Source organism: Paraburkholderia sp. Cy-641 (assembly GCF_011752945.1).
GTDB lineage: Bacteria > Pseudomonadota > Gammaproteobacteria > Burkholderiales > Burkholderiaceae > Paraburkholderia.
Map to the genome: position 1 here is coordinate 136,805 of NZ_VWWM01000007.1, position 24,539 is coordinate 161,343.

General features: G+C 65.6%; 22 protein-coding genes. 13 read left to right on the plus strand and 9 right to left on the minus strand.

Annotation, left to right across the window (positions count from 1 at the left end; genetic code table 11):
* Window positions 1-99: 99 nt before the first annotated feature.
* The 5 genes from F3J20_RS06130 to F3J20_RS06150 all read left to right on the plus strand — a co-directional run bounded on the left by F3J20_RS06130 (window position 100) and on the right by F3J20_RS06150 (window position 4,714).
* Window positions 100-1,812 carry an acid phosphatase gene (locus F3J20_RS06130; RefSeq protein WP_167282490.1) on the plus strand — a complete coding sequence of 571 codons (1,713 nt, stop codon included), beginning with the start codon at window positions 100-102 and terminating at the stop codon, window positions 1,810-1,812.
* Window positions 1,813-2,031: 219 nt separating this feature from the next.
* Window positions 2,032-2,394 (plus strand): DUF3564 domain-containing protein, encoded by a 363-nt coding sequence (locus tag F3J20_RS06135; RefSeq protein ID WP_167038856.1) that lies wholly within the window; start codon window positions 2,032-2,034, stop codon window positions 2,392-2,394.
* 449 nt (window positions 2,395-2,843) lie between these two features.
* On the plus strand, window positions 2,844-3,593 hold the full coding sequence (locus tag F3J20_RS06140; protein ID WP_167038858.1) for a DNA/RNA non-specific endonuclease: 750 nt from the start codon (window positions 2,844-2,846) through the stop codon (window positions 3,591-3,593).
* On the plus strand, window positions 3,586-3,846 hold the full coding sequence (locus tag F3J20_RS06145) for a hypothetical protein (RefSeq protein ID WP_167038860.1): 261 nt from the start codon (window positions 3,586-3,588) through the stop codon (window positions 3,844-3,846). The genes F3J20_RS06140 and F3J20_RS06145 overlap by 8 nt, the downstream gene beginning before the upstream one ends.
* A 481-nt stretch (window positions 3,847-4,327) precedes the next feature.
* Window positions 4,328-4,714 carry a hypothetical protein gene (locus F3J20_RS06150; protein WP_167038862.1) on the plus strand — a complete coding sequence of 129 codons (387 nt, stop codon included), beginning with the start codon at window positions 4,328-4,330 and terminating at the stop codon, window positions 4,712-4,714.
* Between the two features lie 128 nt (window positions 4,715-4,842).
* Here F3J20_RS06150 and F3J20_RS06155 read toward each other — a convergent pair whose 3' ends face one another.
* Window positions 4,843-5,556 (minus strand): Crp/Fnr family transcriptional regulator, encoded by a 714-nt coding sequence (locus F3J20_RS06155; protein WP_167038864.1) that lies wholly within the window; start codon window positions 5,554-5,556, stop codon window positions 4,843-4,845.
* A 101-nt stretch (window positions 5,557-5,657) separates the two neighbouring features.
* Between F3J20_RS06155 and F3J20_RS06160 the strand changes: the two genes are divergently transcribed.
* Window positions 5,658-6,197, plus strand: coding sequence for an Mpo1-like protein (locus F3J20_RS06160; protein WP_167282492.1), 540 nt, complete (start codon window positions 5,658-5,660; stop codon window positions 6,195-6,197).
* Window positions 6,198-6,236: 39 nt separating this feature from the next.
* Here F3J20_RS06160 and rarD read toward each other — a convergent pair whose 3' ends face one another.
* Window positions 6,237-7,139: an EamA family transporter RarD gene (gene rarD, locus F3J20_RS06165; protein ID WP_167282494.1), complete on the minus strand. Its 903-nt coding sequence runs from the start codon at window positions 7,137-7,139 to the stop codon at window positions 6,237-6,239.
* Between the two features lie 586 nt (window positions 7,140-7,725).
* Between rarD and egtD the strand changes: the two genes are divergently transcribed.
* On the plus strand, window positions 7,726-8,730 hold the full coding sequence (gene egtD, locus F3J20_RS06170; protein WP_167282496.1) for an L-histidine N(alpha)-methyltransferase: 1,005 nt from the start codon (window positions 7,726-7,728) through the stop codon (window positions 8,728-8,730).
* A gap of 62 nt (window positions 8,731-8,792) precedes the next feature.
* Here egtD and F3J20_RS06175 read toward each other — a convergent pair whose 3' ends face one another.
* Window positions 8,793-9,086 carry an acylphosphatase gene (locus tag F3J20_RS06175; RefSeq protein ID WP_167038872.1) on the minus strand — a complete coding sequence of 98 codons (294 nt, stop codon included), beginning with the start codon at window positions 9,084-9,086 and terminating at the stop codon, window positions 8,793-8,795.
* Between the two features lie 137 nt (window positions 9,087-9,223).
* On the opposite strand from F3J20_RS06175, the gene hpnA reads away from it, so the two are divergent.
* Both hpnA and F3J20_RS06185 read left to right on the plus strand, forming a co-directional pair.
* The gene (gene hpnA / locus F3J20_RS06180) at window positions 9,224-10,234 is read left to right on the plus strand and encodes a hopanoid-associated sugar epimerase (RefSeq protein ID WP_167038874.1); all 1,011 of its coding nucleotides are present in this window, start codon (window positions 9,224-9,226) and stop codon (window positions 10,232-10,234) included.
* A gap of 120 nt (window positions 10,235-10,354) precedes the next feature.
* Window positions 10,355-10,924 (plus strand): hypothetical protein, encoded by a 570-nt coding sequence (locus tag F3J20_RS06185; RefSeq protein WP_167282498.1) that lies wholly within the window; start codon window positions 10,355-10,357, stop codon window positions 10,922-10,924.
* A gap of 138 nt (window positions 10,925-11,062) precedes the next feature.
* Here the strand turns inward: F3J20_RS06185 and F3J20_RS06190 are convergent, their stop codons facing one another.
* Together F3J20_RS06190 and hpnC are read right to left on the minus strand one after the other, a co-directional pair.
* Window positions 11,063-12,235 carry a glycosyltransferase gene (locus tag F3J20_RS06190; RefSeq protein WP_167038877.1) on the minus strand — a complete coding sequence of 391 codons (1,173 nt, stop codon included), beginning with the start codon at window positions 12,233-12,235 and terminating at the stop codon, window positions 11,063-11,065.
* Window positions 12,236-12,246: 11 nt separating this feature from the next.
* On the minus strand, window positions 12,247-13,113 hold the full coding sequence (hpnC, locus tag F3J20_RS06195; RefSeq protein WP_167038879.1) for a squalene synthase HpnC: 867 nt from the start codon (window positions 13,111-13,113) through the stop codon (window positions 12,247-12,249).
* A 357-nt stretch (window positions 13,114-13,470) separates the two neighbouring features.
* On the opposite strand from hpnC, the gene ispH reads away from it, so the two are divergent.
* Window positions 13,471-14,415, plus strand: coding sequence for a 4-hydroxy-3-methylbut-2-enyl diphosphate reductase (ispH, locus tag F3J20_RS06200; RefSeq protein ID WP_167282500.1), 945 nt, complete (start codon window positions 13,471-13,473; stop codon window positions 14,413-14,415).
* 10 nt (window positions 14,416-14,425) lie between these two features.
* On the plus strand, window positions 14,426-15,580 hold the full coding sequence (hpnH, locus tag F3J20_RS06205; RefSeq protein ID WP_167282508.1) for an adenosyl-hopene transferase HpnH: 1,155 nt from the start codon (window positions 14,426-14,428) through the stop codon (window positions 15,578-15,580).
* A 160-nt stretch (window positions 15,581-15,740) separates the two neighbouring features.
* On the opposite strand, the gene F3J20_RS06210 is transcribed toward hpnH, so the two are convergent.
* Complete coding sequence (locus F3J20_RS06210) at window positions 15,741-16,343, minus strand: ABC transporter substrate-binding protein (protein WP_167038884.1); 603 nt, start codon at window positions 16,341-16,343, stop codon at window positions 15,741-15,743.
* A 212-nt stretch (window positions 16,344-16,555) separates the two neighbouring features.
* On the opposite strand from F3J20_RS06210, the gene F3J20_RS06215 reads away from it, so the two are divergent.
* Window positions 16,556-19,171, plus strand: a complete 2,616-nt coding sequence (locus F3J20_RS06215; RefSeq protein ID WP_167282510.1) for an MMPL family transporter — start codon at window positions 16,556-16,558, stop codon at window positions 19,169-19,171.
* Window positions 19,172-19,173: 2 nt separating this feature from the next.
* Window positions 19,174-20,235, plus strand: coding sequence for a VacJ family lipoprotein (locus F3J20_RS06220; protein WP_167282512.1), 1,062 nt, complete (start codon window positions 19,174-19,176; stop codon window positions 20,233-20,235).
* 157 nt (window positions 20,236-20,392) lie between these two features.
* Here F3J20_RS06220 and F3J20_RS06225 read toward each other — a convergent pair whose 3' ends face one another.
* From F3J20_RS06225 to hpnE, 3 genes are read right to left on the minus strand one after another with little or no spacing between them, the layout of a single operon-like run.
* Entirely contained in the window at window positions 20,393-21,148 is a 756-nt protein-coding gene (locus tag F3J20_RS06225) for a phosphorylase (RefSeq protein WP_167282514.1), read from the minus strand.
* Between the two features lie 3 nt (window positions 21,149-21,151).
* The gene (gene shc / locus F3J20_RS06230; protein WP_167282516.1) at window positions 21,152-23,272 is read right to left on the minus strand and encodes a squalene--hopene cyclase; all 2,121 of its coding nucleotides are present in this window, start codon (window positions 23,270-23,272) and stop codon (window positions 21,152-21,154) included.
* Window positions 23,269-24,537: a hydroxysqualene dehydroxylase HpnE gene (gene hpnE, locus F3J20_RS06235; RefSeq protein ID WP_167282518.1), complete on the minus strand. Its 1,269-nt coding sequence runs from the start codon at window positions 24,535-24,537 to the stop codon at window positions 23,269-23,271. The genes shc and hpnE overlap by 4 nt, the downstream gene beginning before the upstream one ends.
* Between the last annotated feature and the right edge of the window lie 2 nt (window positions 24,538-24,539).

A 24,539-nucleotide genomic window follows, 5' to 3' on the forward strand; every position in this document is an offset into this window, starting at 1 on the left:
ACCGCGAGGCCAGCCGGCCTCCGCGCACTCGCAACCGGTGTCGCGCGCGCCGCCTCGTGCGTCGCGGATGCAAGCGTCACGTCCAACCGGAACTTACCGATGACCGACCACGATCCACACCAGCCGCCGCATCTCGACAACGCCAACGGCATCGACAACGCCGCCGACACTCCCGACGATCCCGAACGCCGGCGCGTCCTCACCGGTCTCGCGGCGGTCGGCATCGGCCTCGCGCTGGCCGGCTGCAAGACCGGCGAGGGTCTTGCCGGCAACGGGCCGCCGCGCAGCGCCGCCGATCTGCGGCTCGATGCCGCGCTGCACGATCAGGTGAAGAACATCGTGGTGATCTACGCCGAGAATCGCAGCTTCGCGAACCTGTACGGCCATTACCCGGGCGTGCAGCATCCGCTCGATGCGGTCGGCGCCGAACGCTACGTGCAGCTCGACCGCGACGGCAAGACGCCGCTGCCGCGCCTGCCGGCGATCTGGGGCGGGCTCGTGCCGCAGGCGCAGGAAGTGGGCGGCAAGCGCTACATGATCGGCGAAAAGGACCTCGAGCCTCTGCACAACCGGCCGTTCCAGATTGTCGACGCGCACGGCAAGCCGCTGCCGAACGGCGTCATCACGCGCGACCTGATCCATCGCTTCTATCAGAACCAGATGCAGATCAACGCGGGACGCAACAACCAGTTCGCCGCGTGGGGCGACTCGGGCGGCCTCGTGATGGGGCACTACCGCAGCTCTGCCGACACGCTGCGTCTGTGGAATCTCGCGCAGCAATACACGCTGTGCGACAACTTCTTCATGGCCGCTTTCGGCGGCTCGTGGCTGAACCACATCTTCCTGATCTCGGCGCAGGCGCCGTACTACCCCGACATCCACAACAGCCCGGCGAAGAAAATGGTGTCGGTCCTGGACGGCGACGACCCGGCCGGCACGCGCCTGAAACTCGCGGCGAACTCGCCCGCCTCGGCGCTCGACGGTCCGCCGAAATTCGTCAACGACGGCGCGTTCACGCCCGACGGCTACGGCGTCAACACGATGGCCCCGCCGTATCAGCCGAGCAGCGTGCGCCCGGCCGAAGGCGGCGACACGGCCTTCGCGGACCCGTCGGACCCGCGCGTGATGCCGCCGCAGCACTACGCGACGATCGGCGATCGCCTGACGGCCAGGGGTGTCGACTGGGCGTGGTATAGCGGCGCGTGGCAATACGCGCTCGATCATCGCGACACGGGTGCGGTGCCCGACTTCCAGTACCACCATCAGCCGTTCAACTACTTCGCCAATTACGCGCCGGGCACCGAGGCACGGCGCCGCTATCTGCGCGACGGCGGCCTCGGCAACGATGCGTCGACCAATCGCCTGATCGCCGATATCGATGCGGGCCGCTTGCCCACCGTCACGTTCTACAAGCCGCAAGGCGACCTGAACATGCACGCGGGTTACGCGGACGTCGAATCGGGCGACCGCCATATCGCGACGCTGATCGAGCACATCCAGCGCGGCCCGCAATGGCAGAACACGGTCGTGATCGTCACCGTCGACGAAAACGGCGGCTGGTGGGACCACGTCGCGCCGCCGGTCGGCGACCGCTGGGGTCCGGGTTCGCGCGTTCCCGCGCTGGTGATCTCGCCGCTCGCGAAGAAAGGCTACGTCGATCACACCGTGTACGACACGAACTCGATCCTGCGCTTCATCACCCGCGTGCACGGACTCGCGCCGCTCGACGGCGTGGTTGCGCGCGACAAAGCGTTTGCGAGCAACGGTCTCGCGCCGCTCGGCGATCTGACGGCTTCGCTCGATCTCGCCTGAGCGAGTGTCGGAACGTTTTCGAGGCGCGATCGAGCACGTTTTATCGAGTGTATTTCTGCTCGTTTCTTGCGCTGTTGATGTGCGCGCACGACGCCACACACGTCGTGCGCGCACTTTACTTTCGTCTTTGATTCAGGTCATGTCTTTTGCCTTGCATAACGCGCGGCGCCACCTAGACTGATAAAGCACTTCGCAAACTGCACTTTGCACGGAACTGACATGCGACTGACCATCCTGATCAACGGTTCCGATCCCACCGTAAGCCACGACTATGCTGTGCTCTGGCTCGACACCGACGAACACCGGTGGTCGAGAGAAGCGCATCAAGGGATCGACCTGCCCCCATGGGGCGAGCTACACGACGACGAAGACGGCGTAACCACGCTCTGCGCGCCGAGTGCCGATGCGCCGCTCTGTACATTGCGCGGCCTGCACGTCGATCGCAAGGAACGCGTGAGCGCGGCACAAGGCGCCGCCGCATGGACCACGTTACGCACGCATCAAGCAACCAGCGGATTCTGGCGCCTGCAGGCGGTGGACCGTCAAAAGGTCCGCGCGGAACACAGCGTATTCGGTAATTAAGTTCTAGCGCGATTTATCTGTCGCGCGCTTTCCGGTCGAAACTTCCGGCTCACACGCGAACGCCTGTTCGCAGGCATCAATCTGCGCGTACGCAAACGCACACGGCTGCACGTGGCGTTGCAGCACTTAAGATGGTCTTAAGCTTGTGTACGTAGAGTCGGAAGTCCACGCATTCGGGTCGCTGCAAAGCGGCCCATTTTTTTTTGCACTGCGTTTTTCCGCTGCGCTTTTCTGCTGCGTTCTGCCCCATGTTTTTGCGCTGCGTTCTGCGCGCCGCGATGCAGCAGCGAATCCGGTACCGAAGCCAAAGTACCGTTCATTCGCAGCCCGATGTTCTTCCGCTTCCGCCTGCTCCATTTCCCTGAGTTCGATGGGTCTTTCGAGGTCGCTCGATGCGAGCCGCGACGCTATACTTGCGCCCCCCGTCCATCGATCCGATCCCCCGACACATGAAGAAGTGGCTTGCCAGTCTGTTATTCGCCGTCGCCGCTCACGCGAGCGCGGCGCCTTCCTGCACCCAGTTCACGCCGAATGCGCAATGGCCCGTTCTCGCCAATCAGAAGATGGCGCCGAAAACGCGCCTGCTCTGCTATAGCGATTTCGCGGTGCTGCATTCGGGTATCACGCACGGTCCGCTGTGGTCCGCCGAGCATCTGACGCGCGATCATATCGAAGCGGCCAAAGAGATGGTCCGCACGAACAAGTTCTTCGAAGACGCGCGTTTGCCCGACGGCGAAGGCGCGACGCTCGCCGACTATAAGCGCAGCGGTTTCGATCGCGGCCATATGAGCCCGGCCGGCAATCGCTGGAACGAGCAGGCGATGGCGCAATCGTTCTCGCTTGCCAACGTCGTGCCGCAAGACCGTCAGAACAACCAACGATTGTGGTCGCGCATCGAAACCTCGGTACGCAAGATCGCGCTGTCCTACGGCGACACCTACGTCGTCACCGGTCCGATCTTCTCCGGTCAGCAGTTGCGGACGATCGGACCCACGCGCGTCTTCGTACCGACACAGTTATACAAGGTCGTCTATGTGCCGTCGCGACGGATGGCGTTCGCGGTCGTGGTCGATAATGTCTCGACCAACCGTTACGACATCCGGACGATTCACGAACTCGAAGCGGTATCGGGCATCCGTTTTCCGGGCATTCCGGAGAACCTTAAGGACCAGCGGCCAGGAGGACTGAAAGGTGTTTAAACCCTATTCGAACGATGACGACGTGCTCAACATTCAGGGCGACGCGCTCACGCTGAGCAACGGCACCACGCGCGTCGTGCTGAACGGCACGCTGGAATTGACGCGCGATCAGCGCGGGCTGAAGGCGGCGCTCGCGCTGAAGGAAGCGGTCGATGCGATCGTCGCGAATCTGCAGGCGGAGGCAAGCTTGCCGGCGAAAGTGAAGGACGAGCCGGATGCGAAACCGGGTGTGGTGCAAAATCCGTTTCAATGATGCCGGCGGTGTTCACCACGCTTTAGAATACGCTGCGAACGGGACGGAATTAAAGAAGGAATTGACATGGGACGCGCAACCAGAATTCTTTTTGTAATCGCACTGATCGTATTCCTGGCGTGCCTCGTGATTGGATTCCGCACTTTCGTATGGCACGGGGTTAACTACGAATTTGCTCCGAAATCGGTAAGCGTGTCGCTGATGCATATACCGCGCTGAATGCAAAGCATCGTCAAAAGGCGGGAGAACTTTTCTTCCGCCTTTTCTTTTGCGCTCTTTTCCGTTGCGCTTCTCTCTTCTCGCTCTTCCTGGCACCACCCGCTAAAACCGGCATTCCGACTTGTATCAGCGACGATGCACCCGTTACGTTTTGTCACCACGGCAGCGTCAACTACGGTATTCGGCCCTACGTTAAACCGGCAGCGCTGAAATGATTCAGCCGCGACACAAGAATCCACCGGTTCAACCAAGGAGTCACATCATGAAGACGCTTTTCGCCGCTCTCGCTTCCGCCCTGCTCGTGTCGACCGCCTTTGCTCAAACGGCCGCACCGTCGACGACGCCATCGGCACAACCCGCGCAAGCCACGCAAACGCAGCCCGCCGCTCAGGCGAATCTGAAGGCGAGCACCGCCGTGCAAACCGGCGCCACCGGCGAAAGCGCAACCGCGACGAAAGCGCCCGCGCAGGCCACCTCGAAGTCGCATGTGAAAAAGACCGCCACCCATACGAAGAAGGCCCACAAGTCGAGCAAGAAGAACGCCGTGGAAACGAGCGCCGCCAAGACTAAAACGGAGAGCGCGAAAGAGACCAGCAATGCCGCGGCCAAAGCCGACGGCGCACAAACCGGCACGACGAAAACGCAATAACACGTGATCGGTTCCGGCGCTTACCGGCCACGCCAATGTCGTTGCAATAGAAGCTGATCGAAGCCGGGCTGTGCCGTTCAGGGAGGGCGAGTCGCATGACTCGCCTTTTTTCATGTGAGCCGCGCCGGCTACGAAGCCGCACCCGCTTCGTTCGCCAATGCGCGCAGCTTGTCCGCATCGACGATCTCGATCTCCGCATAGCCGAGCTTCAACGCGCCTTGCGTCTCGAAGTGCTTGAGCACCTGATTGATCGTCTGACGCGACAACGCGAGCATCATTGCGAGGTCTTCCTGCGGGACCCGGAGCACGCGGCGCAACGCGTGGGCTTCGCCGTAACCGCCTGCCATCAGCAACAGACGGCGCGCCACGCGCGGCGCGGCAGGCAGCAGCGCCGCCTCTTCGATCGCCTCGAACGCGAGACGCAGCTTATGCGTGAGCAGCAGTCCGAACACATGCCAGTAAGCCGGCGTGCGTTCGAGCAACGCGGCAAGCGCCGCGCGCGGCACATGCAACAGTTCGGAGTCGCGCTCGGCGTAGGCGTCGTGCGTGCGCGGCCGAGCGTCGAACAGCGCGATCTCGCCGAACCAGTTCACCGGCTCGATCACCGCGAGCAACGCTTCCTTGCCCGTCGAACTCGCCGCGCCGATTCTCACGAGGCCGTCGAGCACGCAGTAGAGCCCGTCGTCGGCATCGCCGCGCGTAAAGAGCCGTTGACCGGCGGCGAGACATTCGATACGCCCCGCCTCGATCAACTGCCGCCGCATATCGGCAGGCGCCGCGCGAAACCATGCGCTACGCTCAAGCAGCTCGGCAAGCTCGTTCGATGAAAAACGCTCAGTCATGGGACAGCATCCGTGCGCGATTGTCGCCGATTGTCGGCTACCCGATGGTTTCAAATTCCGCTGCCCGCGATTATGCTGACTTTGACACAGGAGCGGCACTCATGAGAACGCTGACGCAGCAGCTCACGCAATACGCGGCCTATCATCGCGACCGGCGCAATATCGCCACGCACTTCGTCGGCATTCCGCTGATCGTGCTCGCGCTCGCCGTGCTGCTGAGCCGCCCCGCTTTCAGCGCCGGCATGTTCCCGGTCACGTTGTCGCCGGCCTGGCTGTTGTTCGTCGCGGCCACTGTCTACTACCTCGCGCTCGACGTGCCGCTCGGCGTGACGATGGCCTGCGTGTCGGCGCTGTGCGTCGCGTTCGGCGCGTGGCTCGCCGCGCAATCGACACTGGTGTGGCTCGCCGCCGGCATCGGTCTGTTCGTGATCGGCTGGGTGTTCCAGTTCGTCGGCCACGTCGCGTACGAACACCGCAAACCTGCCTTCGTCGACGACGTAATCGGCCTGCTGATCGGACCGCTCTTCGTGCTCGCCGAAGCGCTGTTCGGCTTCGGCTGGCGTCCCGAGTTGCGCGCGGCGATCGACGCGCAGGCCGGTCCGACGCGCGGCGCGGCCGGGCGCGCCGAAGCGCATCGCTGAGCGCTCATCGCACCGGCCGTATAGGGCGCGACTCGCCGATCAGTCCGGCGCGAAGCGGATCAGTCTCACGCTATGCAGCGCGGCCAACGCGACCGAAAACCAGATCGGCACATACGTCGCCAGTTGCGTCGAAGTGAGCGTTTCGCGCAGCAGCGTAATCGACACGAACACGAGCAGCACGGGCTCGACGTAGCCAAGAATGCCGAACAGCGCAAGCGGCAAAAGACGGCTCGCCTTCAGATACGAGGCAAGCGCCAGCGTGCTCAGCGCGCCGAGGCCCGGCAGCAGTAGCCCCCACATCGCCGCGCGGCCGGCAACCGCCTGCAGCGAGCCGCCGCTGATGACGAACGCGATAGCGACCGGCACCAGCAACGCCACCTCGACGGTAAACATCGCGAGCGAATCCTGGTTGATCCTGCGACGCAGCACGAAGTACGGCGGATAACCGAGCGCGACGATCAGCGTCGGCCATGAAAACGCGCCTGTCGCCCATAGTTCGTGGCCGACGCCCACGGCCGCGCACGCGACGGCGAGCCACTGCAATGCATCGAGCCGTTCGTGATAATAAAAACGGCCGACCAGCACCATCACGAGCGGCAGCAGAAAATAGCCGAGCGAGACTTCGAGCATCCGTCCATGCAGCGGCGCCCATAGAAATAGCCACTGCTGCACGCCGAGCAAGGCCGCGCTCACGATCATCACGGCGCCGAGCTTCGGCTCGGTCATCATGCGGCAAAGAAGCTGGCGCAGAATCGGCAGACGCTTGCGCACCGCGACGAGCAGCAACGCGCCCGGCGCGGTCCATATGATGCGCCACGCGAAAATGTCGAGCCCGGTGAGCGGCGCAAGCAGCGTCGCGTAAGCAGACAGTAAGGCGAACAACGCGGACGCGCCGACCGAGAGCGCAATCCCGCGCCTGACGTCCTGGTGGTTGGGGTTCATCGCGCGGTCCGGCGGACGTCGCGCGCCAGCGCTACGGCTGAGGGCGTGTGGGCTGGCGGCGCGGTGTGGGGACGCGCGGCATTCGTTGTTGTCATTGGAACTGAAGTCTCGCAAGCAGGCAGCCCCGCGTTTCATGCGGCAGACGCTGCGTTTTTGTTCTGGATCGACGGTACAAGCCGGCATTCTAGACGGGTTATCGGCCAGCGGGGTCGGCGCTTTTTCGCCAACGAGCTGCAATTTGTCCGTGCGCATCGCGTGTCGATGCACTAGAACATAACTTCATGCGCCGCCACGGACGCACCCGGTTGCGCGGCAAGCGCCGCTCAACTCGCGTACGATTCCGGTTCAATCCCGGCTCGAGCGCGAATCTTGCTACGAAGCTTTGCACGTCGTCCGCGACCGCACGAGCAGCACTCACGAGCCGGGCCGGCCCATGCAGCCCCGCATGCTGTCGCGGGCACCGTCCGCAGACCGCCGCGCGGACCGCGCCCGCGCTTCTCGCCCGCGGCATGCGTCAACCGCGTTTCAGCGCGCATGCCACCCCGGCCAGCCATCCCGCTCAACGAATGTGACTACTGGAGCCAGCATGACCCAGCCAGCCCTATCGCTCAGCCACTCGCCCTCCGACCTGCGCGCCGCCTTCGCCGCCGACGTGCGCGCCGGACTCACCCACGCGCCGCAAAAAGAACTGCCGTCGAAGTATCTGTACGACGAAGTGGGCTCCGCGCTTTTTGAAGTGATTACCGTATTGCCCGAATACGGCGTGACACGCGCCGAGGAACGGCTGCTCACGAAGCACGCGGCCGAGATCGTCGAGCATTTGCCGCACGACGTGACCGTCGCCGAACTCGGCAGCGGCAGCGGCCGTAAAACGCGGCGCATCCTCGAAGCGCTGTGTAAAAAACGCCCTACTTCTTACTGCCCAATTGAAATTTCGCGCAGCGCGTTGCAGTTATGCCGGCGCGAACTCGGCGACATCGAGCGGATTTCGATCGTCGGCTACGAGCGCGACTATCTGGCCGGTCTTGCCGAAGTGAGCAAGCAGCGCAAGGACGGCGAGCGCTTACTCGTGCTGTTTCTCGGCAGCACGATCGGTAATTTCGGCAGACTCGCGGCCACGCGTTTTCTGCGCGATATCCGCAATATGCTCGCGCCCGGCGACGCCTTGCTGCTCGGCACCGACCTCATCAAGCCGACGCCGAAGCTGATCGCCGCCTACGACGATGCGGTCGGCGTAACGGCCTCGTTCAATCTGAATCTGCTCGCGCGCATCAATCGCGAGCTCGACGGCAACTTCCCGCTCGATGCGTTCGAGCACGTCGCGCGCTTCAACCCGGACGCGCGCAGCATCGAGATGCATCTGCGTGCGAAGCGCGATCTCACCGCGCACGTGCGCGCCGCGCAATTGACGGTGTCGCTGAAGGCTGGCGAAACGATCTGGACCGAGAGCAGCCACAAATATCGCGCGGAAGAACTGCCCGCGATCGCCGACGGCGCCGGCTTCGTGTGCAGTCATCAGTGGGTCGAGCAGGAGTGGGGATTCGCGGAGAGTCTGCTGGTGGCACGCCCTGCCTCACTCACGCATACATAAAGGCAGGATGACGAAAACGGCGCGCCGGCCGCTGGATGGCGCGCCGTTTTTTTACGTGGCGCTCAATGCTGCTCGAAGCGCTCGTAGCGTTTGTCCGTCGTGCGTTCCTCGCCGCTCACTTCGCTCACGCGCGCCGCCGGCGGTCCGTGACGCAGCCACGACAGCATGCGGTCGATCTGATTGGCCGGTCCCTGCAACATCGCTTCGACGGAGCCGTCGTCGAGATTCGCGACCCATCCCTTGATGCCAAACGCGTGCGCCTGGCGCACCGTCGCGTGGCGAAAACCGACGCCCTGCACGGTGCCGCGCACCCGCACGTAATACGTTTCGATCCGCTCATCCAGATCCGGGGCCATGCCGCTCTCTCCTTTTAATGCATCGCAGTCTTCAAGCCGGCATTCTAGTCGCCTCACGGCGCGCGTGCCCGAGAACGCCCATCCCGCTCACGCGCCACGTACAATCCGTCGACCTTCATGCAGGAAACGGAAACAGAATGACCGAACAGAATCGCGATCTCGTGCTTGTGACCGGTGCGTCCGGCTTCGTCGGCTCGTCGGTGGCGCGTATCGCGCAAAGCAAGGGCTTTCGCGTGCGCGTGCTGGTGCGCGCGACGAGTCCGCGCAAAAACGTCGAATCGCTCGATGCGGAAATCGTGGTCGGCGACATGCGCGACGAAACGTCGATGCGCAACGCGCTGCGCGGCGTGCGCTATCTGCTGCACGTGGCCGCCGATTACCGGCTGTGGGCGCCCGACCCTGGCGAGATCGAGCGCGCGAATCTCGAAGGCACCGAAGCGACGATGCGCGCGGCGCTCAAGGAAGGCGTCGAGCGCATCGTCTACACGAGCAGCGTCGCAACGCTGAAGGTGACGAGTTCGGGCCAGTCCGCCGACGAAACCTCGCCGCTCACGGCCGCGCAGGCAATCGGCGTGTACAAGCGCAGCAAGGTGCTCGCCGAGCGCGCGGTCGAGCGCATGATCGCCGAGGACGGCCTGCCCGCCGTGATCGTCAATCCGTCCACGCCGATCGGCCCGCGCGACGTGAAGCCGACGCCGACCGGCCGCATCATCCTGGAAGCGGCGCTCGGCAAGATTCCGGCGTTCGTCGATACGGGCCTGAACCTCGTGCACGTCGACGACGTCGCGGCCGGCCACTTCCTCGCGCTCGAACGCGGCAAGATCGGCGAGCGCTACATTCTCGGCGGCGAGAACCTGCCGCTGCAGCAGATGCTCGCCGACATCGCCGCGCTGACCGGCCGCAAGGCGCCGACGCTGAGCCTGCCGCGCTGGCCGCTGTATCCGCTCGCGATGGGCGCGGAAGCGGTCGCCAAATTCACGAAGCGCGAACCGTTCGTGACCGTCGACGGGCTGAAAATGTCGAAGAACAAGATGTATTTCAGCTCGGCGAAGGCGGAGCGCGAGCTCGGCTATCGCGCGCGGCCGTATCGCGAGGGTCTTGCCGATGCGCTCGAATGGTTCCGGCAGGCGGGGTATCTGAAGGGCTGATGAAGGGCTGAGTCCCGCTTGCGCGGGGGCGTAAGCATTTTGTTACAAGTCCCGCACCCGCGACGGGTCCAAGCCCGCGCGCAGCAGGTAAAATCGCGGGTCTTATCAGAGAAACCTCGCATGAATCTTCACGAACAGCTCGGCGTGCTGGAAGTGGGCGTCGATCAGCTCATTCAGGCTGTCGTGGCCAGGCAGGCCGACAACACTCCCGAGACACCCGCGCAGACCGCGGCATCGCAAGCGGCAGCAAATGCAGAGGCGACCGAGACGGCGCCGGACGCTGTGGCCGGCGCGCCCGCCAACGCAGCCGCTGAACCCGCCGCCCCGCCCGCGGGCACTCCGGCGGATGCGGCCGCCCCGCAATTCCAGCCGACGCTCGCAATCAACCGCCCCGCGCGCGACGAAATCACGATGACGATCGGCAATCAGACGGTCGCACTGCGTCCGGACCAGATCGGCCGGCTGATCGAGGAACTGTCGAATGCGCGCGCCTCGATGACACCCGAACAGCCGCAGGGCATTCCGCCGGGCTGGCAGTTCGTGTCGACGAAAAATCCGGTCATGGCGGTGCAGAAGCAGTCGAACGGCGACCGCCTGCTCGTGATGCGCCATACCGGCCACGGCTGGGTGCCGTTCACGTTCTCGCCGGACGTGGTGATCCAGATGTACATGATGCTCACGAACGCATGACGCGCAGTACCTGACGAAAAGCGCGTGAGGCAAGCGAAACGCCGAGCGCAAAAAAAGCGGCTTGATGAAGCCGCTTTTTTTATGCCTGCGCGCATCGCCCGAAGCAAACCACCGTCAGGCACCGTCAATCGCCGGCCTTCAACGCTCCTGCACGGGCGCCTGCACGCGCGCCTTCCACTGCCCGCCCTTGCCGCGCCAGTAGCGCACCGCCGACGCGAACGTCGCGCCGACATAGAACAGCGCCACCAGCGGCAGAAACGGCGCCCACAACGGCGAGCGGCGATAGTAGGCGAGCATCGGCGCATACGCGCAGCACATCGCTGCCCACGCGAGCCATGCGGGCCAGCCGAGCGGCCCGAGCACGAGCGCGGCGACCGGCGGCAGCAGATAGATGATCGCCATGCCGGCGAGCGTGCCCGCGAGCAGCAGCGGCGAATAGCGCAATTGCGTGAAGGCCGTGCGCGCGATCATGTTCCAGATCTCGCGCCAGCTATCGTACGGACGCAGCGACACGCTCTTCGCGGCCACGTCGAGCCGGATCGGATGACGCCCCGTGCCGCGATGCTTGATGCGCGCGGCGAGGCTGCAATCGTCGATCAATTCGGCGCGGATCGACTCGATGCCGCCCGCTTCCTCGAGCGCCGCGCGGCGCACCAGCATGCAGCCGCCGGCGGCCGCCGCGGTACGGTTGCGCGGATTGTTGACCCACGCGAACGGATAGAGCTTCGCGAAGAAAAACACGAAAGCCGGAATCAGCGCTTTTTCCCAGAACGAATCGCAGCGCAGCCGCACCATCAGCGAGACGAGGTCGCGCTTTTCCGCGTCGGCACGCGCAACGAGCTGCACGAGCGCATCGGCGGGATGGCCGATGTCGGCGTCGGTCAGCAGCAGGTAGTCAGCCGGCAGGCCGAGCGCGCGCACCGCCTCGATGCCCTGCGATTGCGCCCACACCTTGCCGGACCAGCCCGGCGGCAGCGGCTTCGCGCCCAGTACCGTGAGGCGCTCCGGGCATTGCAGGGCGAGCGCGGCGGCCCGCGCGGCGTCGGCGGTGCCGTCGGTGCTGTGATCGTCGACGACGATCACGTGAAACGCGCCGCGATAGTCCTGCTTGAGCAGCGACGTCACCGCCTCGGCGATCACGTCGACCTCATTGCGCGCCGGCACCACGGCCGCGACCGCCGGCCATGCGACGCGCGGCGCGACGGTCAGCGGCGCGGCCGGACGCGCGCGCCAGAAGCCGCCGCGCGCGAACAGCAGCACGCACCAGATCAGCAGGGAAACACACGAAAGAACAAACAGGACCGCCGCCATTGAGCCCGCCATTAAGCATTACCCTCGATTGAACGCGCCGTCACGCCGACGCGTCTGGACAGTTGCATCGCCACGGTGCGCGCCGCGACCACGCACCAGTCGAACGGAGTGAGCACCGGCTGCTCGCGAAACACATCGTAGCCCGCGCGCTCGATGCGTTCGAGAAAGCGCAAACCCGCATGCACGGCGGCGCTCAACTCGATGCCGAGCCGCCCCGGCATGCGCAGCGCGAGCGGCGCGCCGCGCACGAGCGTATCGCGCACGAAGTCCACCTCGTACGCCATCAGTGCGCGCCATGCATCATCGACGACACCGCCGGCAATCTGCGCCTCGCTCACGCCGAAGCGCCGCAAATCCGCTTGCGGCAGGTACACGCGCTGCCGTTTCCAGTCGGCGGCGACGTCGAGCCAGAAGCTGATGAGCTGCGACGCGGTGCAGATCGCGTCGGCGTCGGCGAGATTGCGCGGCGTCGCCGCGCCGATCAGGTGCAGCATCAGATGCCCGACCGGATGCGCCGAGCGGCGGCAATAGTCGACGAGCGCGGCGCGATCCGCGTAACGCTTTGTATCGATGTCCTGCGCGCAGCCGTCGAGCAGGTCGTAAAACGGCCCGAGCGGCAGTGTATATTGCGCGATCACGCCCGCGAGCTTGCCGAACAGCAGCGCATGCACGGGCGCCGCGCGCCGCTGCGCGACCGCGTCGAGTCCGGCGCGGAAATCGGCGAGGCGCGCATGGCGCTCGGCAGCGCTCCAGTCGCCTTCGCCGGCGATATCGGCCGCGGTGCGCACAACCTGGTAGATAATGCCGACAGGCGCGCGCAGCGTCTTCGGCAGCAATACGCTCGCGATCGGAAAATTTTCGTGCTGATCGACGTCCATCCAGCGAGCCTCGAAACCATTCTGTAATACACGGCATGTCATGCGCGCCGCAAGGACCGGTAGTTTAAGGGTTCCGCCAAACCGGTGCAGCCAGCGTCCCGGCCCGGCACACCGCCGTGACATCCGCGTGGCAGCCTTGGCGTGGCACCGTGCAAAGCGCCCCTGCGGCGGCAGGCGTCCAACACAGAGGCTGCGCCAGAAAGCAAAGCGGCCCCGATAGCGTTAGAATGCGCGTTTGGTTTTGCTGTACCGGCCCGTCGCCGGGGCTCAAGACGTCAATTAATCAAGATGAGCGCGGCGATAAAGTCAGTTTCACTGACTTCTTCGAAACCCGCGTCAGTCGGAGTTCGCCAATATATGCGAGTCATCCTTGCTCAGCCCCGCGGCTTTTGTGCGGGCGTTGTCCGCGCAATCGAAATCGTCGATCGCGCGTTACAACAACACGGCGCGCCCGTGTATGTCCGCCACGAGATTGTCCACAATCGGCACGTGGTCGACAATCTGCGCCAGAAAGGCGCGCGTTTCGTCGAGGAACTCGATGAAGTGCCGCAGGGCGCCGTGGCAATATTCAGCGCGCATGGCGTCGCGCAAACGGTGGAACGCGATGCCGAAGCACGCGGCCTCGACGTGCTCGACGCGACCTGCCCGCTTGTCACGAAAGTTCACGTGCAAGGCCGCCAGTATGTGGCCGCCGGCCGCACGCTGATCCTGATCGGCCACGCCGGTCATCCGGAAGTGGAAGGCACGATCGGCCAGATTCCGGGCAAGGTGCTGCTCGTGCAAAGCGAAGCCGAAGTCGCGAAGCTCGATCTGCCGGTGGATACGCCGCTCGCTTACGTCACCCAGACCACGCTGTCGGTGGACGACACGCGCGGCATCATCGACGCGCTGCTGCGCCGCTTCACCGACATCGTCGGTCCGGACACGCGCGACATCTGCTACGCGACGCAAAACCGCCAGGCGGCGGTGCGCGAGCTGAGCAAGGAAATCGACGTGCTGCTCGTGGTGGGCGCAACCAACAGTTCCAACTCGAACCGGCTGCGCGAGATCGGCAGCGAAAGCGGCGTGGCGAGCTACCTCGTCGCCGACGGCTCGGAAGTGAAGTCCGAATGGTTTGCCGGCGCGCAGACGGTCGGCGTGACGGCCGGCGCATCGGCGCCGGAAGAGATGGTGAAGAACGTAATCGATGCGCTGCGCGCATTGGGGCCCGTCGATGTCGCGACGATGGCGGGCCGTGAAGAGAAAGTCGAATTCAAGTTGCCATCGAAGCTGATGCAACCACTCGCTGCACGCGAAGTTTAAGGAGGACATCTTGTCTATTCCGCTGCTACAGAAAGTCCGCGTCGGCGCATACATCATGCGCCAGCATCTCTCCGGCAACAAACGCTATCCGCTCGCCCTGATGCTGGAGCCGCTGTTCCGCTGCAATCTCGCCTGCAATGGCTGCGGCAAGATCGACTATCCAGACCCGATCCTGAACCAGCGCCTGTCGCTCGAAGAATGCCTGCAGGCCGTCGACGAATGCGGCGCGCCGGTCGTCTCGATCGCGGGCGGCGAGCCGCTGCTGCACAAGGAAATGCCGGAGATCGTCAAGGGCATCATGGCGCGCAAGAAGTTCGTCTACCTGTGCACGAACGCGCTCCTGATGGAAAAGAAGATGGACGACTACCAGCCGAATCCGTACTTCGTCTGGTCGGTTCACCTCGACGGCGACAAGGAAGCGCACGATCACTCGGTGTCGCAGGAAGGCGTCTACGAGAAGGCCGTGGCCGCGATCCGCGAAGCGAAGCGCCGGGGCTTCCGCGTCAACATCAACTGCACGCTGTTCAACGACGCGGTGCCGGAGCGCGTGGCGAAGTTCTTCGACACGCTCGGGCCGATGGGCGTCGACGGCATCACGGTGTCGCCGGGCTATGCGTATGAGCGCGCGCCGGACCAGCAGCACTTCCTGAACCGCGACAAGACCAAGCAGCTGTTCCGCGAAATCTTCAAGCGCGGCAACAACGGCAAGAACTGGTCGTTCAGCCAGTCGGCGATGTTCCTCGACTTCCTCGCTGGCAACCAGAGCTACGAATGCACGCCGTGGGGCAACCCGGCGCGTACCGTGTTCGGCTGGCAGAAGCCGTGCTATCTGGTCGGCGAAGGCTATGTGAAGACCTTCAAGGAGCTGATGGAAACGACCGACTGGGACAAGTACGGCACCGGCAACTACGAGAAGTGCGCCGACTGCATGGTCCACTGCGGCTTCGAAGCAACGGCCGTGATGGACACGGTTGCGCATCCGCTGAAGGCGTTGAAGGTCAGCCTGCGCGGTCCGAAGACGACGGGCGCGTTCGCGAAGGACATCCCGCTCGACAAGCAGCGTCCCGCCGAGTACGTGTTCTCGCGTCACGTCGAGATCAAGCTCGACGAGATCAAGCGCGCCGGCACGGGCAAGAAGGTGCAGACCGCAACCGCGGCGCACTGAGTGGTTCGGGCGGAGCGGTTGCGCGCCGCCTCGCGTACGGTGCGTGAATGTCCGCGCGCCGTACGCTGCAGATGAAAAAAGCGCGGTGGCCGTTCGAGGCCACCGCGCTTTTGTTTTACCGTTGCTTTACCGTTACCGCCGGAGCAAACGGTCGACCCGCTCAGGCGCCGCGCGCATTATGCTCGGTCAGGAACTTGATGAGCCCGTCGATACCGCCCTTGGCGATCTGGTCGGCGAACTGTGTCTGATACACCTGGATCAGCCATGCGCCCATCATGTTGATGTCGTAGATCTTCCAGCCCGACGCTCCCCGGGTGAGCCGGTAGTCGATCGCATCGTCGCCGCCGTTGCTGATTACATGCGATTGCACGACGATGTCGGTTGCGCCGCCCGGCACGCTCACCGGCATAAACTTGAACTTCACGTCCTGGTCGCGCAGTTGCGACAGCGATGCGGCATAGGTACGCGTGAGCAGCAGCGTAAACTGCTCGTACAGCTGCTTCTGCTGTTCCGGCGTGGCGGTCGACCAGGGCTTGCCGACCGCGATACGCGTGGTGCGCTGGAAGTCGGTGGCCGGCAGGAAGTGCGTTTCGACGACGTGGGTGATCTTCGCCATGTCGCCGCCGCGTGCCTGCGGATCGGCCTTCATTGCGGTCACCGTGCCCTCGACGGCACTTTTTACCACCGCATCGGGCGCGCTTTGCGCAAATGCCGCCGTGGACACCACGGCCGCGGCCAGAAAAGCAGTCAGATATCGTTTCATACGCGCGTCAGGACCTGAAAGTAGTAGCGCCGGCGGGCTCGCGAGCCCAAGGCTAATGAGGGATAGACCAGTATAGCCGGGATTGCGTTCCCAACCGGGCCAGCCGGCCGGGTGCCGCGCTTGCGACCGAACTCGGGCTACGTTGCCGCGGCTCTGTATACTTATGCACCTTCGTCAAGAACCATCTCCGTGATAAGGCTACGTCCGCCTACATGCTGAAGTCATATATCGTCCGTCTCGTCGCGTACTCGGTGCGTCATCCGCTGAGGATCATCGCGCTGTCGATCGTGCTCGCCGTTCTGAGCGGCGTCTACGTCGCGCACAACTTCAAGATCAACACGGACATCAGTCGTCTCATCGAGACCGACAAGCAATGGTCGGCACTCGAGCACGCGCTCGACGCCGCCTTCCCCGAACGCGGCGACACCGTGCTCGTGGTCGTCGAGGCGCGCGCGCCCGAATTCGCCGACGCCGCCGCCAACGTGCTGAGCGCCGCGCTCAAGGCCGATTCGAAGGAGTTCACCGCGGTCTCGCAGCCGGCCGGCGGGCCGTTCTTCGAACACAACGGCCTGCTGTTTCCGTCCACCGACGAGGTGATGTCCACCACCTCGCAACTCGTGCAGTCGCGCCCGCTCGTCAACGCGCTGGCGCACGATCCGAGCCTGACCGGCCTCGCCGGCACGCTAACCACGAGCCTGCTGCTGCCGCTGCAACTCGGCCAGGTGAAGCTCGCCGACATGAGCCATCTGCTCTCGCAAAGCGCGAACACGCTCGATCGTGTGCTGGCCGGCCAGCCGGCCGCCTTCTCATGGCGCGCGCTCGTCGACAAAACGGTCGCCACTGATCCCGCGCGCGCGTTCGTGGTCGTACAGCCGGTCGTCAATTACGACGCCCTCGAAGCCGGCGCGAGCGCCTCGAAAGCGATTCGCGCGACGGCCGCGTCGCTGCATCTCGACTCGCGCTTCGGCGCGACGATCCGCCTGACCGGCGAACAACCGCTCGCCGACGAAGAGTTCGCATCCGTGCAGGACGGCGCGGTGCTCAACGGCATCGGCACGTTCATCGTCGTACTGATTATTCTGTGGCTCGCGTTGCGCTCGGGCCGCATGATCGCGGCCGTGTTCATCACGCTGTTCGTCGGGCTCGCGATCACGGCCGCGCTCGGTCTGATGATGGTCGGCGCGCTCAACATGATTTCGGTTGCGTTCATGGTGCTGTTCGTCGGGCTCGGCGTCGATTTCGGCGTGCAGTTCGGCGTCAAGTATCGCGAGGAGCGCAACCGCGACGACCGGCTCTCCGCCGCGCTCATGCACACCGCGCACAGCATCGGCGTGCCGCTCACGCTCGCGGCCGTCGCGGTCGCGCTGAGCTTCTTCTCGTTCCTGCCGACCGCGTATCGCGGCGTGTCCGAGCTCGGCCAGATCGCCGGCGTCGGCATGTTCGTCGCGTACTTCACGAACATGACGCTGCTGCCGGCACTGCTGAAGGTCTTCAATCCGCCGGGCGAAGCTGCCTCGCCCGGCTTCAAGCAGCTCGCACCCGTCGACGACTTCCTCGATCGCCATCGCAAGCCGGTGCTGATCGGCACGCTGATCGTCGTGATCGGCGCCACGCCGTTGCTCACGCATCTGCGCTTCGACTTCAATCCGCTGCACCTGAAGGACCCGCATACGGAATCGATGGCGACGCTGCTGTCGCTGAAGGATTCGCCGGAAGCCGCGGTCAACAATGTGCATGCGCTCGCGCCGTCGCTCGCCGACGCCGATGCCATCGCCGCGCGCCTGCGCCAGCTGCCCGAGGTAGGCCGCGTGACGACGCTGAGCACGTTCGTGCCCGCCGACCAGCAGCAGAAGATGATGCTGATCGCGAGCGCTGCGCAGCAGTTGCTGCCCGCGTTGCAGCAGCAGCCCGCGGCGCCGGCCACCGACGAGGTCCGCGTCGCCGCGCTCAGGCGCGCCTCTAACCAGCTTGCGCTCGCGGCCGAGGATCATCCAGGGCCGGGCGCCGCCGAGGCGCAGCATCTGTCGGCGACGTTGCAGAAGCTCGCCGCCGCCGACGCCGCCACGCGCGACCGTGCCGAAGCCGCGCTGTCCGAGCCGCTGCGCATCGCGCTGAAGCAACTGGAAAATCTGCTGCAACCGACCGAAATTACGCAGGAGAACTTGCCGAAGGACATCGTCGCGTCATGGATCGGCAAGGGTGGCCGCGCGCTCGTCGACATCGCGCCGAAGGTGCCGGCCGGCGTCGATCCGAACGACGACACGATGCTCGCGCGCTTCGCGCACGCGGTGAAAAAGACGGAGCCGGGCACGATCGGCGGGCCGATTTCGATCCTGCATTCGGCCGACACGATCATCAAGGCGTTCCTGCAAGCCGCCATCTATGCGCTGCTGTCGATCGCGATCCTGCTCTGGATCGCGCTGCGCCGCATCGGCGACGTACTGCGCACGCTGGTGCCGCTGCTGGTCTCCGCGCTCGTCACGCTGGAACTGTGCGTCGTGTTCGGCATGCCGCTGAACTTCGCGAACATCATCGCGCTGCCGCTGATGCTCGGCGTCGGCGTGGCCTTCAAGATCTATTTCGTGATGGCGTGGCGCCACGGCCAGACGAGCCTGTTGCAGTCGAGCCTCACGCACGCAGTTCTGTTCAGCGCAGCGACAACGGCCACCGCGTTTGGTAGCCTCTGGCTGTCGCATCATCCAGGCACGTCCAGCATGGGGAGGCTGCTCGCGCTTTCGCTGTTCTGCACACTGATCGGTGCAGTGGTATTTCAGCCCGTACTGATGGGCAAGCCGCGCCAACGTCGCGCGAAGCAAAAGGGAATCTAAGCATGAAGCTGTATAACACCGCGCTGGCGCTCGCCGCCGCCGGTCTGATCTCAGGTTGCGCAACCGCGCCCGACCGCAAGCCGGGCGATCCGTTCGAGCCCGTGAACCGGGTCATTTTCAACTTCAACGACGGCGTGGACCGCTATGTCGCGGTGCCGGTGGCGAAGGGCTATCAGAAGGTCACGCCGCAGCCGCTGCGCACGGCCGTCAGCAACTTCTTCTCGAATCTCGGCGACCTCACCAACGCCGCGAACGCGCTGCTGCAATTGAATGTGACCGACGCGACCGAAGACATCGTGCGCTTCGCCTTCAACTCGGTGTTCGGTATCGGCGGTCTGCTCGACTGGGCGACCCCGGCCGGGCTGCCGAAGCATCATCAGGACTTCGGTCTGACGCTCGGGCATTGGGGCATTCCGTCGGGTCCGTATCTGGTGCTGCCGCTGTTCGGGCCGAGCACCGTGCGCGACAGCATGGGGCTCGTCGTCGACGTGAAATTCAATCCGCTCAACTACGTGGAACCGGCAACGCGCAATCCGCTGTATGTGCTGCAGTTCGTGAGCACGCGCTCCGATCTGCTCGGCGCGACCGATCTGCTGCAGCAGGCCGCGCTCGACAAGTACTCGTTCGTGCGTGACGCCTATACGCAGCAGCGGCGCGCGCGTCTGCGCGGCACGAGCGAGAATGCCGCGCCCCTGCCCGACTACGAGGATCACGGCGAGTCCGGTTCGGGGACGCCGGCCGGACTGCCGAACTATGCGGATCCGGGTGAGGCGGCGCAGGCGCCGAATGGGGCGTCTGGTGCTGGGGCCGCGAAGGGTGCGACGGGTGCGCCGAGTGATCTGCCGAATTACACCGATCCGGGTGAGGCTGCCCCGGCGACCGGTGGAGCATCGGGGGTATCCGGCGGTGGAGCCGGAGCCGGAGCCGATAAGGGCGAGCCGAGCGATTTGCCCAACTACAGCGATCCCGGCGCAACGCCGGTTTCGGCATCGCCTGCCGCTGAAGCACCGCAAGCCGCGCCCGCCGACGCTAAACAACCGGCGGCTGTGGCGGCTCCGCAATAAGGCTGCTTTGAGCGAAAGCCCTTGAAGCAAAACGGGGCGTCCGCAATGGGCGCCCCGGTCGAGCGAGCTACATCGGCTGGGCATCCGGGCATCCCAATCAGTCTGGGCCAAAGCGTTTGTCAGCCACCTTCACGGCACCACGCGCCGCCGCCTGATCTCAGTTGCCCGCCGCCATCCGCAGCGCGCCGCTCTCGCCTAGCGCCTCGCGTGTCTCGACCAGCGTGCGCTTCGCGGCGCGCGCGTCGGCGGCCAACTGGAGCAGCGCGCCGAGTTGCGACGGCTGCCGCAGCAATTCCCGCAGAATCGGCCAGAGCGCCGTACTGCCGTCGTCGCGCAAGCCAGCCGTGGCGGCCGGCGGCAACGTGCGCCAGGCCGGATCGACAATCGTGCGGCACACGGCGAACGGCAACCCATGCGCGGCGGCGATCCTGCCCGCGATGTGCGATTCCATATCCACCGCGAGCGCGCCGGTCGAGTCGTGCAGAGCGCGTTTGTCGGCAGCGGTAATCAGCGGTGCGGCGACTGCTGCCGTCGGGCCGCGCCGCAGCCGCGCGGCAACGCCACGCGCGGCCCCCGCCGCGCTCACGGCAGCGGCGATCCGATCCGCCCATGGCCGGTCGGTTTCGATCCGCCCAGACGGCCCATGCACCGCATCGGCGACGATCAGCGCGCCCGGCTCCAGGTCCGGCGCAAGCCCGCCCGCTGTCCCGAAGCTGACGATGCCCGCCGCCCCGCGCTCGAGCGCCGCGTTCAGCGCGCGTTCGAGCAGATCGGCCCGCGCCGCGTAGACCACCTCGACGCCATCGCTGCCGTCGCCGCGCGCAATGCGCGCCTCGAACGCCATGCCCGTCACGACGATCACGGGCAAACCGCGGCGGTCCGCATCGGCGGAACGCGCTGTCGAAAAAGGCATCCGTTACATCCCGACCGCGACGCGCGTCAACCCGTTGCGCTTCAGATGACGGAAGCGCGCGAGCGCCCACAGCGGGAAGAACTTGCAATAACCGTGATAACGCAGATAGAACACGCGCGGGAAACCGGTTGCGGTAAATCGCTCTTCTTCCCACAGCCCATGCTCGCGCTGCTCGCGCTGCAGGTAATCGATGCCGCGCGCGACCGCCTCGTGATTGACCTCGCCCACCGCCATCAGGCCGAGCAGCGCCCAGGCGGTCTGCGAGGCCGTGCTCGGCGCGCGCTCGTAGCCGCGATAGTCGAGCTTGTAGCTCTCGCCGCCCTCGCCCCAGCCGCCGTCCTTGTTCTGGATCGACAGAAGCCACTGCACCGCGCGCTTCATGCGCGGATCGTCATGCGGCATGCCGGCCGCGTTCAGCGAGCACAGCGCGGTCCACGTACCGTAGATGTAGTTCATGCCCCAGCGGCCGTACCAGCTGCCGTCCGATTCCTGCTCGTTCAGCATGTAGTCGAACGCGCGCCGCGTAGGCTCGCTGCCCTGCGGCAGTTCACCGAGCTGCGCGAGCATCGACAGGCAACGGCCCGACACGTCCGCGGTCGGCGGATCGAGCAGCGCGCCGTGATCGGAGAACGGAATGTTGTTCAGGTAGTACTGAGTGTTTTCGGGCTCGAACGCGCCCCAGCCGCCGTCGCTGCTCTGCATGCCGACGACCCACTCGCGCGCGCGCGCGATCGCTTCGCGATAGGCGTCGGACTGCGTGAGCGCCGCCGAGCGCTGCATCGCCATCACGACCACGGCCGTATCGTCGACGTCGGGATAATGCGCATTGTTGTACTGGAACGCCCAGCCGCCCGGCCGCAGGTTCGGGCGGCGCGAAATCCAGTCGCCGCGCACGTCGAGAATCTGCAGCGGACGCAGCCATTCGAGCCCGTGTTCGGCCGCCTGCTCGGCGTGCTTCTCGCCGGTTTCGAGCAGCGCATGCGCGACGAGCGAGGTATCCCACACCGGCGACAGACACGGCTGGCAATACGCTTCGTCGTCCTTGACGACGAGCAGCTTGTCGAGCGACTTGCGCGCGATGGCGCGATTCGGATGATCGGCCGGGTAGCCGAGCACGTCGTACATCATCACCGAGTTCGCCATCGCCGGGAAAATCGCGCCGAGGCCGTCCTCGCCGTTCAGCCGTTCGTCGACGAACGCGACCGCCGCGCGGATCGCGCGCTCGCGCATCGCCTTCGGGAACAGGCCATCGACCGCGCGCAGCACCGTATCGACACAGCGGAAGAAGCCGAACCAGCCCGCATGCTGATGCGGTGCGCGCTCGTTCATGCCAGTATTCACGGGCGCGCCGCGGAACACTTCGTCGATGCATACCTTGCGCGGGTTGCGCGCGAGCGGCCGCTTCGCGTTGAGCACAAGCAGCGGCACGATCACGGTGCGCGCCCAGTACGACACCTTCGACAAATGGAACGGAAACCACGTCGGCAGCAGCATGATCTCGACCGGCATCATCGGCACCGCGCGCCACGAGACCACGCCGAACAGCGCAAGCAGAATCCGCGTGAACACGTTCACGTTTTCCGCGCCGCCATGCGCGAGGATCGCCTCGCGCGCGAGCACCATGTGCTCGGCGTCGGGCGAATCGCCGATCATCTTTAGCGCGAAGTACGCCTTCACGCTCGCGCTGACGTCGAGCGCGCCGTCGGTGAAGAGCGGCCAGCCGCCGTTCGGCAACTGGGTGCGGCGCAGATAGCGCGCGATCTTCTGTTCGAGTTCGAGGTTCGGCGTTTCGCCGAGATAGTGGACGAGCAGCACGTACTCGGCGGGAATCGTCACGTCGACTTCGAGTTCGTAGACCCAGTGGCCGTCGGGCTGCTGAGCGGCGAGGATCGCGTCGGTCGCGCGCGTGATCGCGGCGTCGAGCGAGGCCGCGTCGGGGGTAGCAGCAGCAGTCGCTTCGGTTGCCGCCGCAGCCGCCGCCTCAGGCGCCGCCGCTTGCGCGGTCGTTGACGTTGCGCCAGCTTCCGGCGCGTTCTGCGCGGCGGCAGCCCCAGGCGCCGTTCCGGCGGCTTCGGCGTCAGGCAGGACCGCGTCGAGCGGCGGGTTCTGAGATAGGTCGTTCATCGGCGTTCCATCGGTTGATTCAGCAGCGTGTCCGCAGCCTTCTGGCCGGAGCGGATCGCGCCTTCAAGTGTCGCGGGCAGGCCAGTGGCCGTCCAGTCGCCCGCGAGCATGAGATTGTTCCAGCGGGTACGCATGCCCGGCCGCCGCGTTTCCTGATCGGGCAACGCGGCAAACGTCGCGCGTCGTTCGCTCACCACCTGCCACGGCGGCAGCGGCGCGAGCGGCAGATCGACCGCCTGCGCGACCTCGGCCCAGACGCTCGCCGCGAGCGCTTCGTGCGGCGTGTCGAGCAGGCTCTCCGCGCCGTTCAGCGTCACGGAGAAGCGGCCGTCCAACGCAAACAGCCAGGCGGCCGTCCCGTTGAGCAACGCGGTGATCTGCGGCCAGCCGAACGGCGGCTCGACCGCGAAATGCACGTTGAGCGCCGCCGCGAAGCGGGTCGGCGCGCACAGACCCGGCACGAGCGCCGGTGCGTCTTCGGACGACAGCGCGAGGATCACGGCATCGTTCGCGTCGAGCGCGATGCTTTCGTCGGCGAAATGCAGCGCCTGCACGCGCGCCGGCTCGGCGGCGAACGTGATCTCGCGCAGACGCGAGCCGAGCCGGATCGTCGTGCCGCCGTGTTGCAGCAGCCGCAGCGCCGGATCGACGAACGCGCTGCCGAGGCCGTTGCGCGCCACCAGCGGTCGGCCGGCGAGGCCGCCGGCCAGCAGCGTCTCGCGCACGATCGCGCCGGTCAGCTCGGCCGACGCCTCACGAGGCTCGACGTTCAGCAGCGCATGAAACAGCGGCTGCAGCAGCCGGTCCCACAGCGGCCCGTGACAACGCATGGTCTGCGCGACGCTGCGCGCCGGCTTGGCGAACAGCAGCGGCACGAGCGCCAGGTAATCGGCCGGGTGCGTGTCCGGCACGCGCGCATGCGCATCGAAAATCCACCACGGCACGAGCCCCGGCGACAACCGCACGGTCCAGCGCGCCCGCGTCGCCAGATCCACGAACGGATACTCGGGCCGCGACGGGCCGCTCAGTTCGTCGATCGCGCCGATCGCGCGCACGTAGTTGAGCGTCGCGGCATTGCCCGACAGCACGATGTGATTGCCGCTGTCGATCGTCATGCCGAGCTTCGCATCGTAGTACGAACGGCAGCGGCCGCCGGCGTGGTCCCGCGCCTCGTGCAGCACGACCCGCGCGCCGCGCCGCTGCAACTGCACGGCGGCGGCGAGGCCCGCCACGCCCGCGCCGACCACGTGGACGAGCTTCGGCATCA

Coding starts and splice junctions, on each gene's coding strand:
- F3J20_RS06210 (WP_167038884.1), bottom strand. CDS start 16,343: ATGAAACGATATCTGACTGCTTTTCTGGCCGCGGCCGTGGTGTCCACG.
- F3J20_RS06155 (WP_167038864.1), bottom strand. CDS start 5,556: ATGACTGAGCGTTTTTCATCGAACGAGCTTGCCGAGCTGCTTGAGCGT.
- F3J20_RS06160 (WP_167282492.1), top strand. CDS start 5,658: ATGAGAACGCTGACGCAGCAGCTCACGCAATACGCGGCCTATCATCGC.
- hpnA (WP_167038874.1), top strand. CDS start 9,224: ATGACCGAACAGAATCGCGATCTCGTGCTTGTGACCGGTGCGTCCGGC.
- hpnC (WP_167038879.1), bottom strand. CDS start 13,113: ATGGACGTCGATCAGCACGAAAATTTTCCGATCGCGAGCGTATTGCTG.
- F3J20_RS06190 (WP_167038877.1), bottom strand. CDS start 12,235: ATGGCGGCGGTCCTGTTTGTTCTTTCGTGTGTTTCCCTGCTGATCTGG.
- F3J20_RS06175 (WP_167038872.1), bottom strand. CDS start 9,086: ATGGCCCCGGATCTGGATGAGCGGATCGAAACGTATTACGTGCGGGTG.
- hpnE (WP_167282518.1), bottom strand. CDS start 24,537: ATGCCGAAGCTCGTCCACGTGGTCGGCGCGGGCGTGGCGGGCCTCGCC.
- F3J20_RS06215 (WP_167282510.1), top strand. CDS start 16,556: ATGCTGAAGTCATATATCGTCCGTCTCGTCGCGTACTCGGTGCGTCAT.
- F3J20_RS06150 (WP_167038862.1), top strand. CDS start 4,328: ATGAAGACGCTTTTCGCCGCTCTCGCTTCCGCCCTGCTCGTGTCGACC.
- F3J20_RS06130 (WP_167282490.1), top strand. CDS start 100: ATGACCGACCACGATCCACACCAGCCGCCGCATCTCGACAACGCCAAC.
- F3J20_RS06225 (WP_167282514.1), bottom strand. CDS start 21,148: ATGCCTTTTTCGACAGCGCGTTCCGCCGATGCGGACCGCCGCGGTTTG.
- egtD (WP_167282496.1), top strand. CDS start 7,726: ATGACCCAGCCAGCCCTATCGCTCAGCCACTCGCCCTCCGACCTGCGC.
- F3J20_RS06220 (WP_167282512.1), top strand. CDS start 19,174: ATGAAGCTGTATAACACCGCGCTGGCGCTCGCCGCCGCCGGTCTGATC.
- rarD (WP_167282494.1), bottom strand. CDS start 7,139: ATGAACCCCAACCACCAGGACGTCAGGCGCGGGATTGCGCTCTCGGTC.
- shc (WP_167282516.1), bottom strand. CDS start 23,272: ATGAACGACCTATCTCAGAACCCGCCGCTCGACGCGGTCCTGCCTGAC.
- F3J20_RS06135 (WP_167038856.1), top strand. CDS start 2,032: ATGCGACTGACCATCCTGATCAACGGTTCCGATCCCACCGTAAGCCAC.
- F3J20_RS06185 (WP_167282498.1), top strand. CDS start 10,355: ATGAATCTTCACGAACAGCTCGGCGTGCTGGAAGTGGGCGTCGATCAG.
- ispH (WP_167282500.1), top strand. CDS start 13,471: ATGCGAGTCATCCTTGCTCAGCCCCGCGGCTTTTGTGCGGGCGTTGTC.
- F3J20_RS06140 (WP_167038858.1), top strand. CDS start 2,844: ATGAAGAAGTGGCTTGCCAGTCTGTTATTCGCCGTCGCCGCTCACGCG.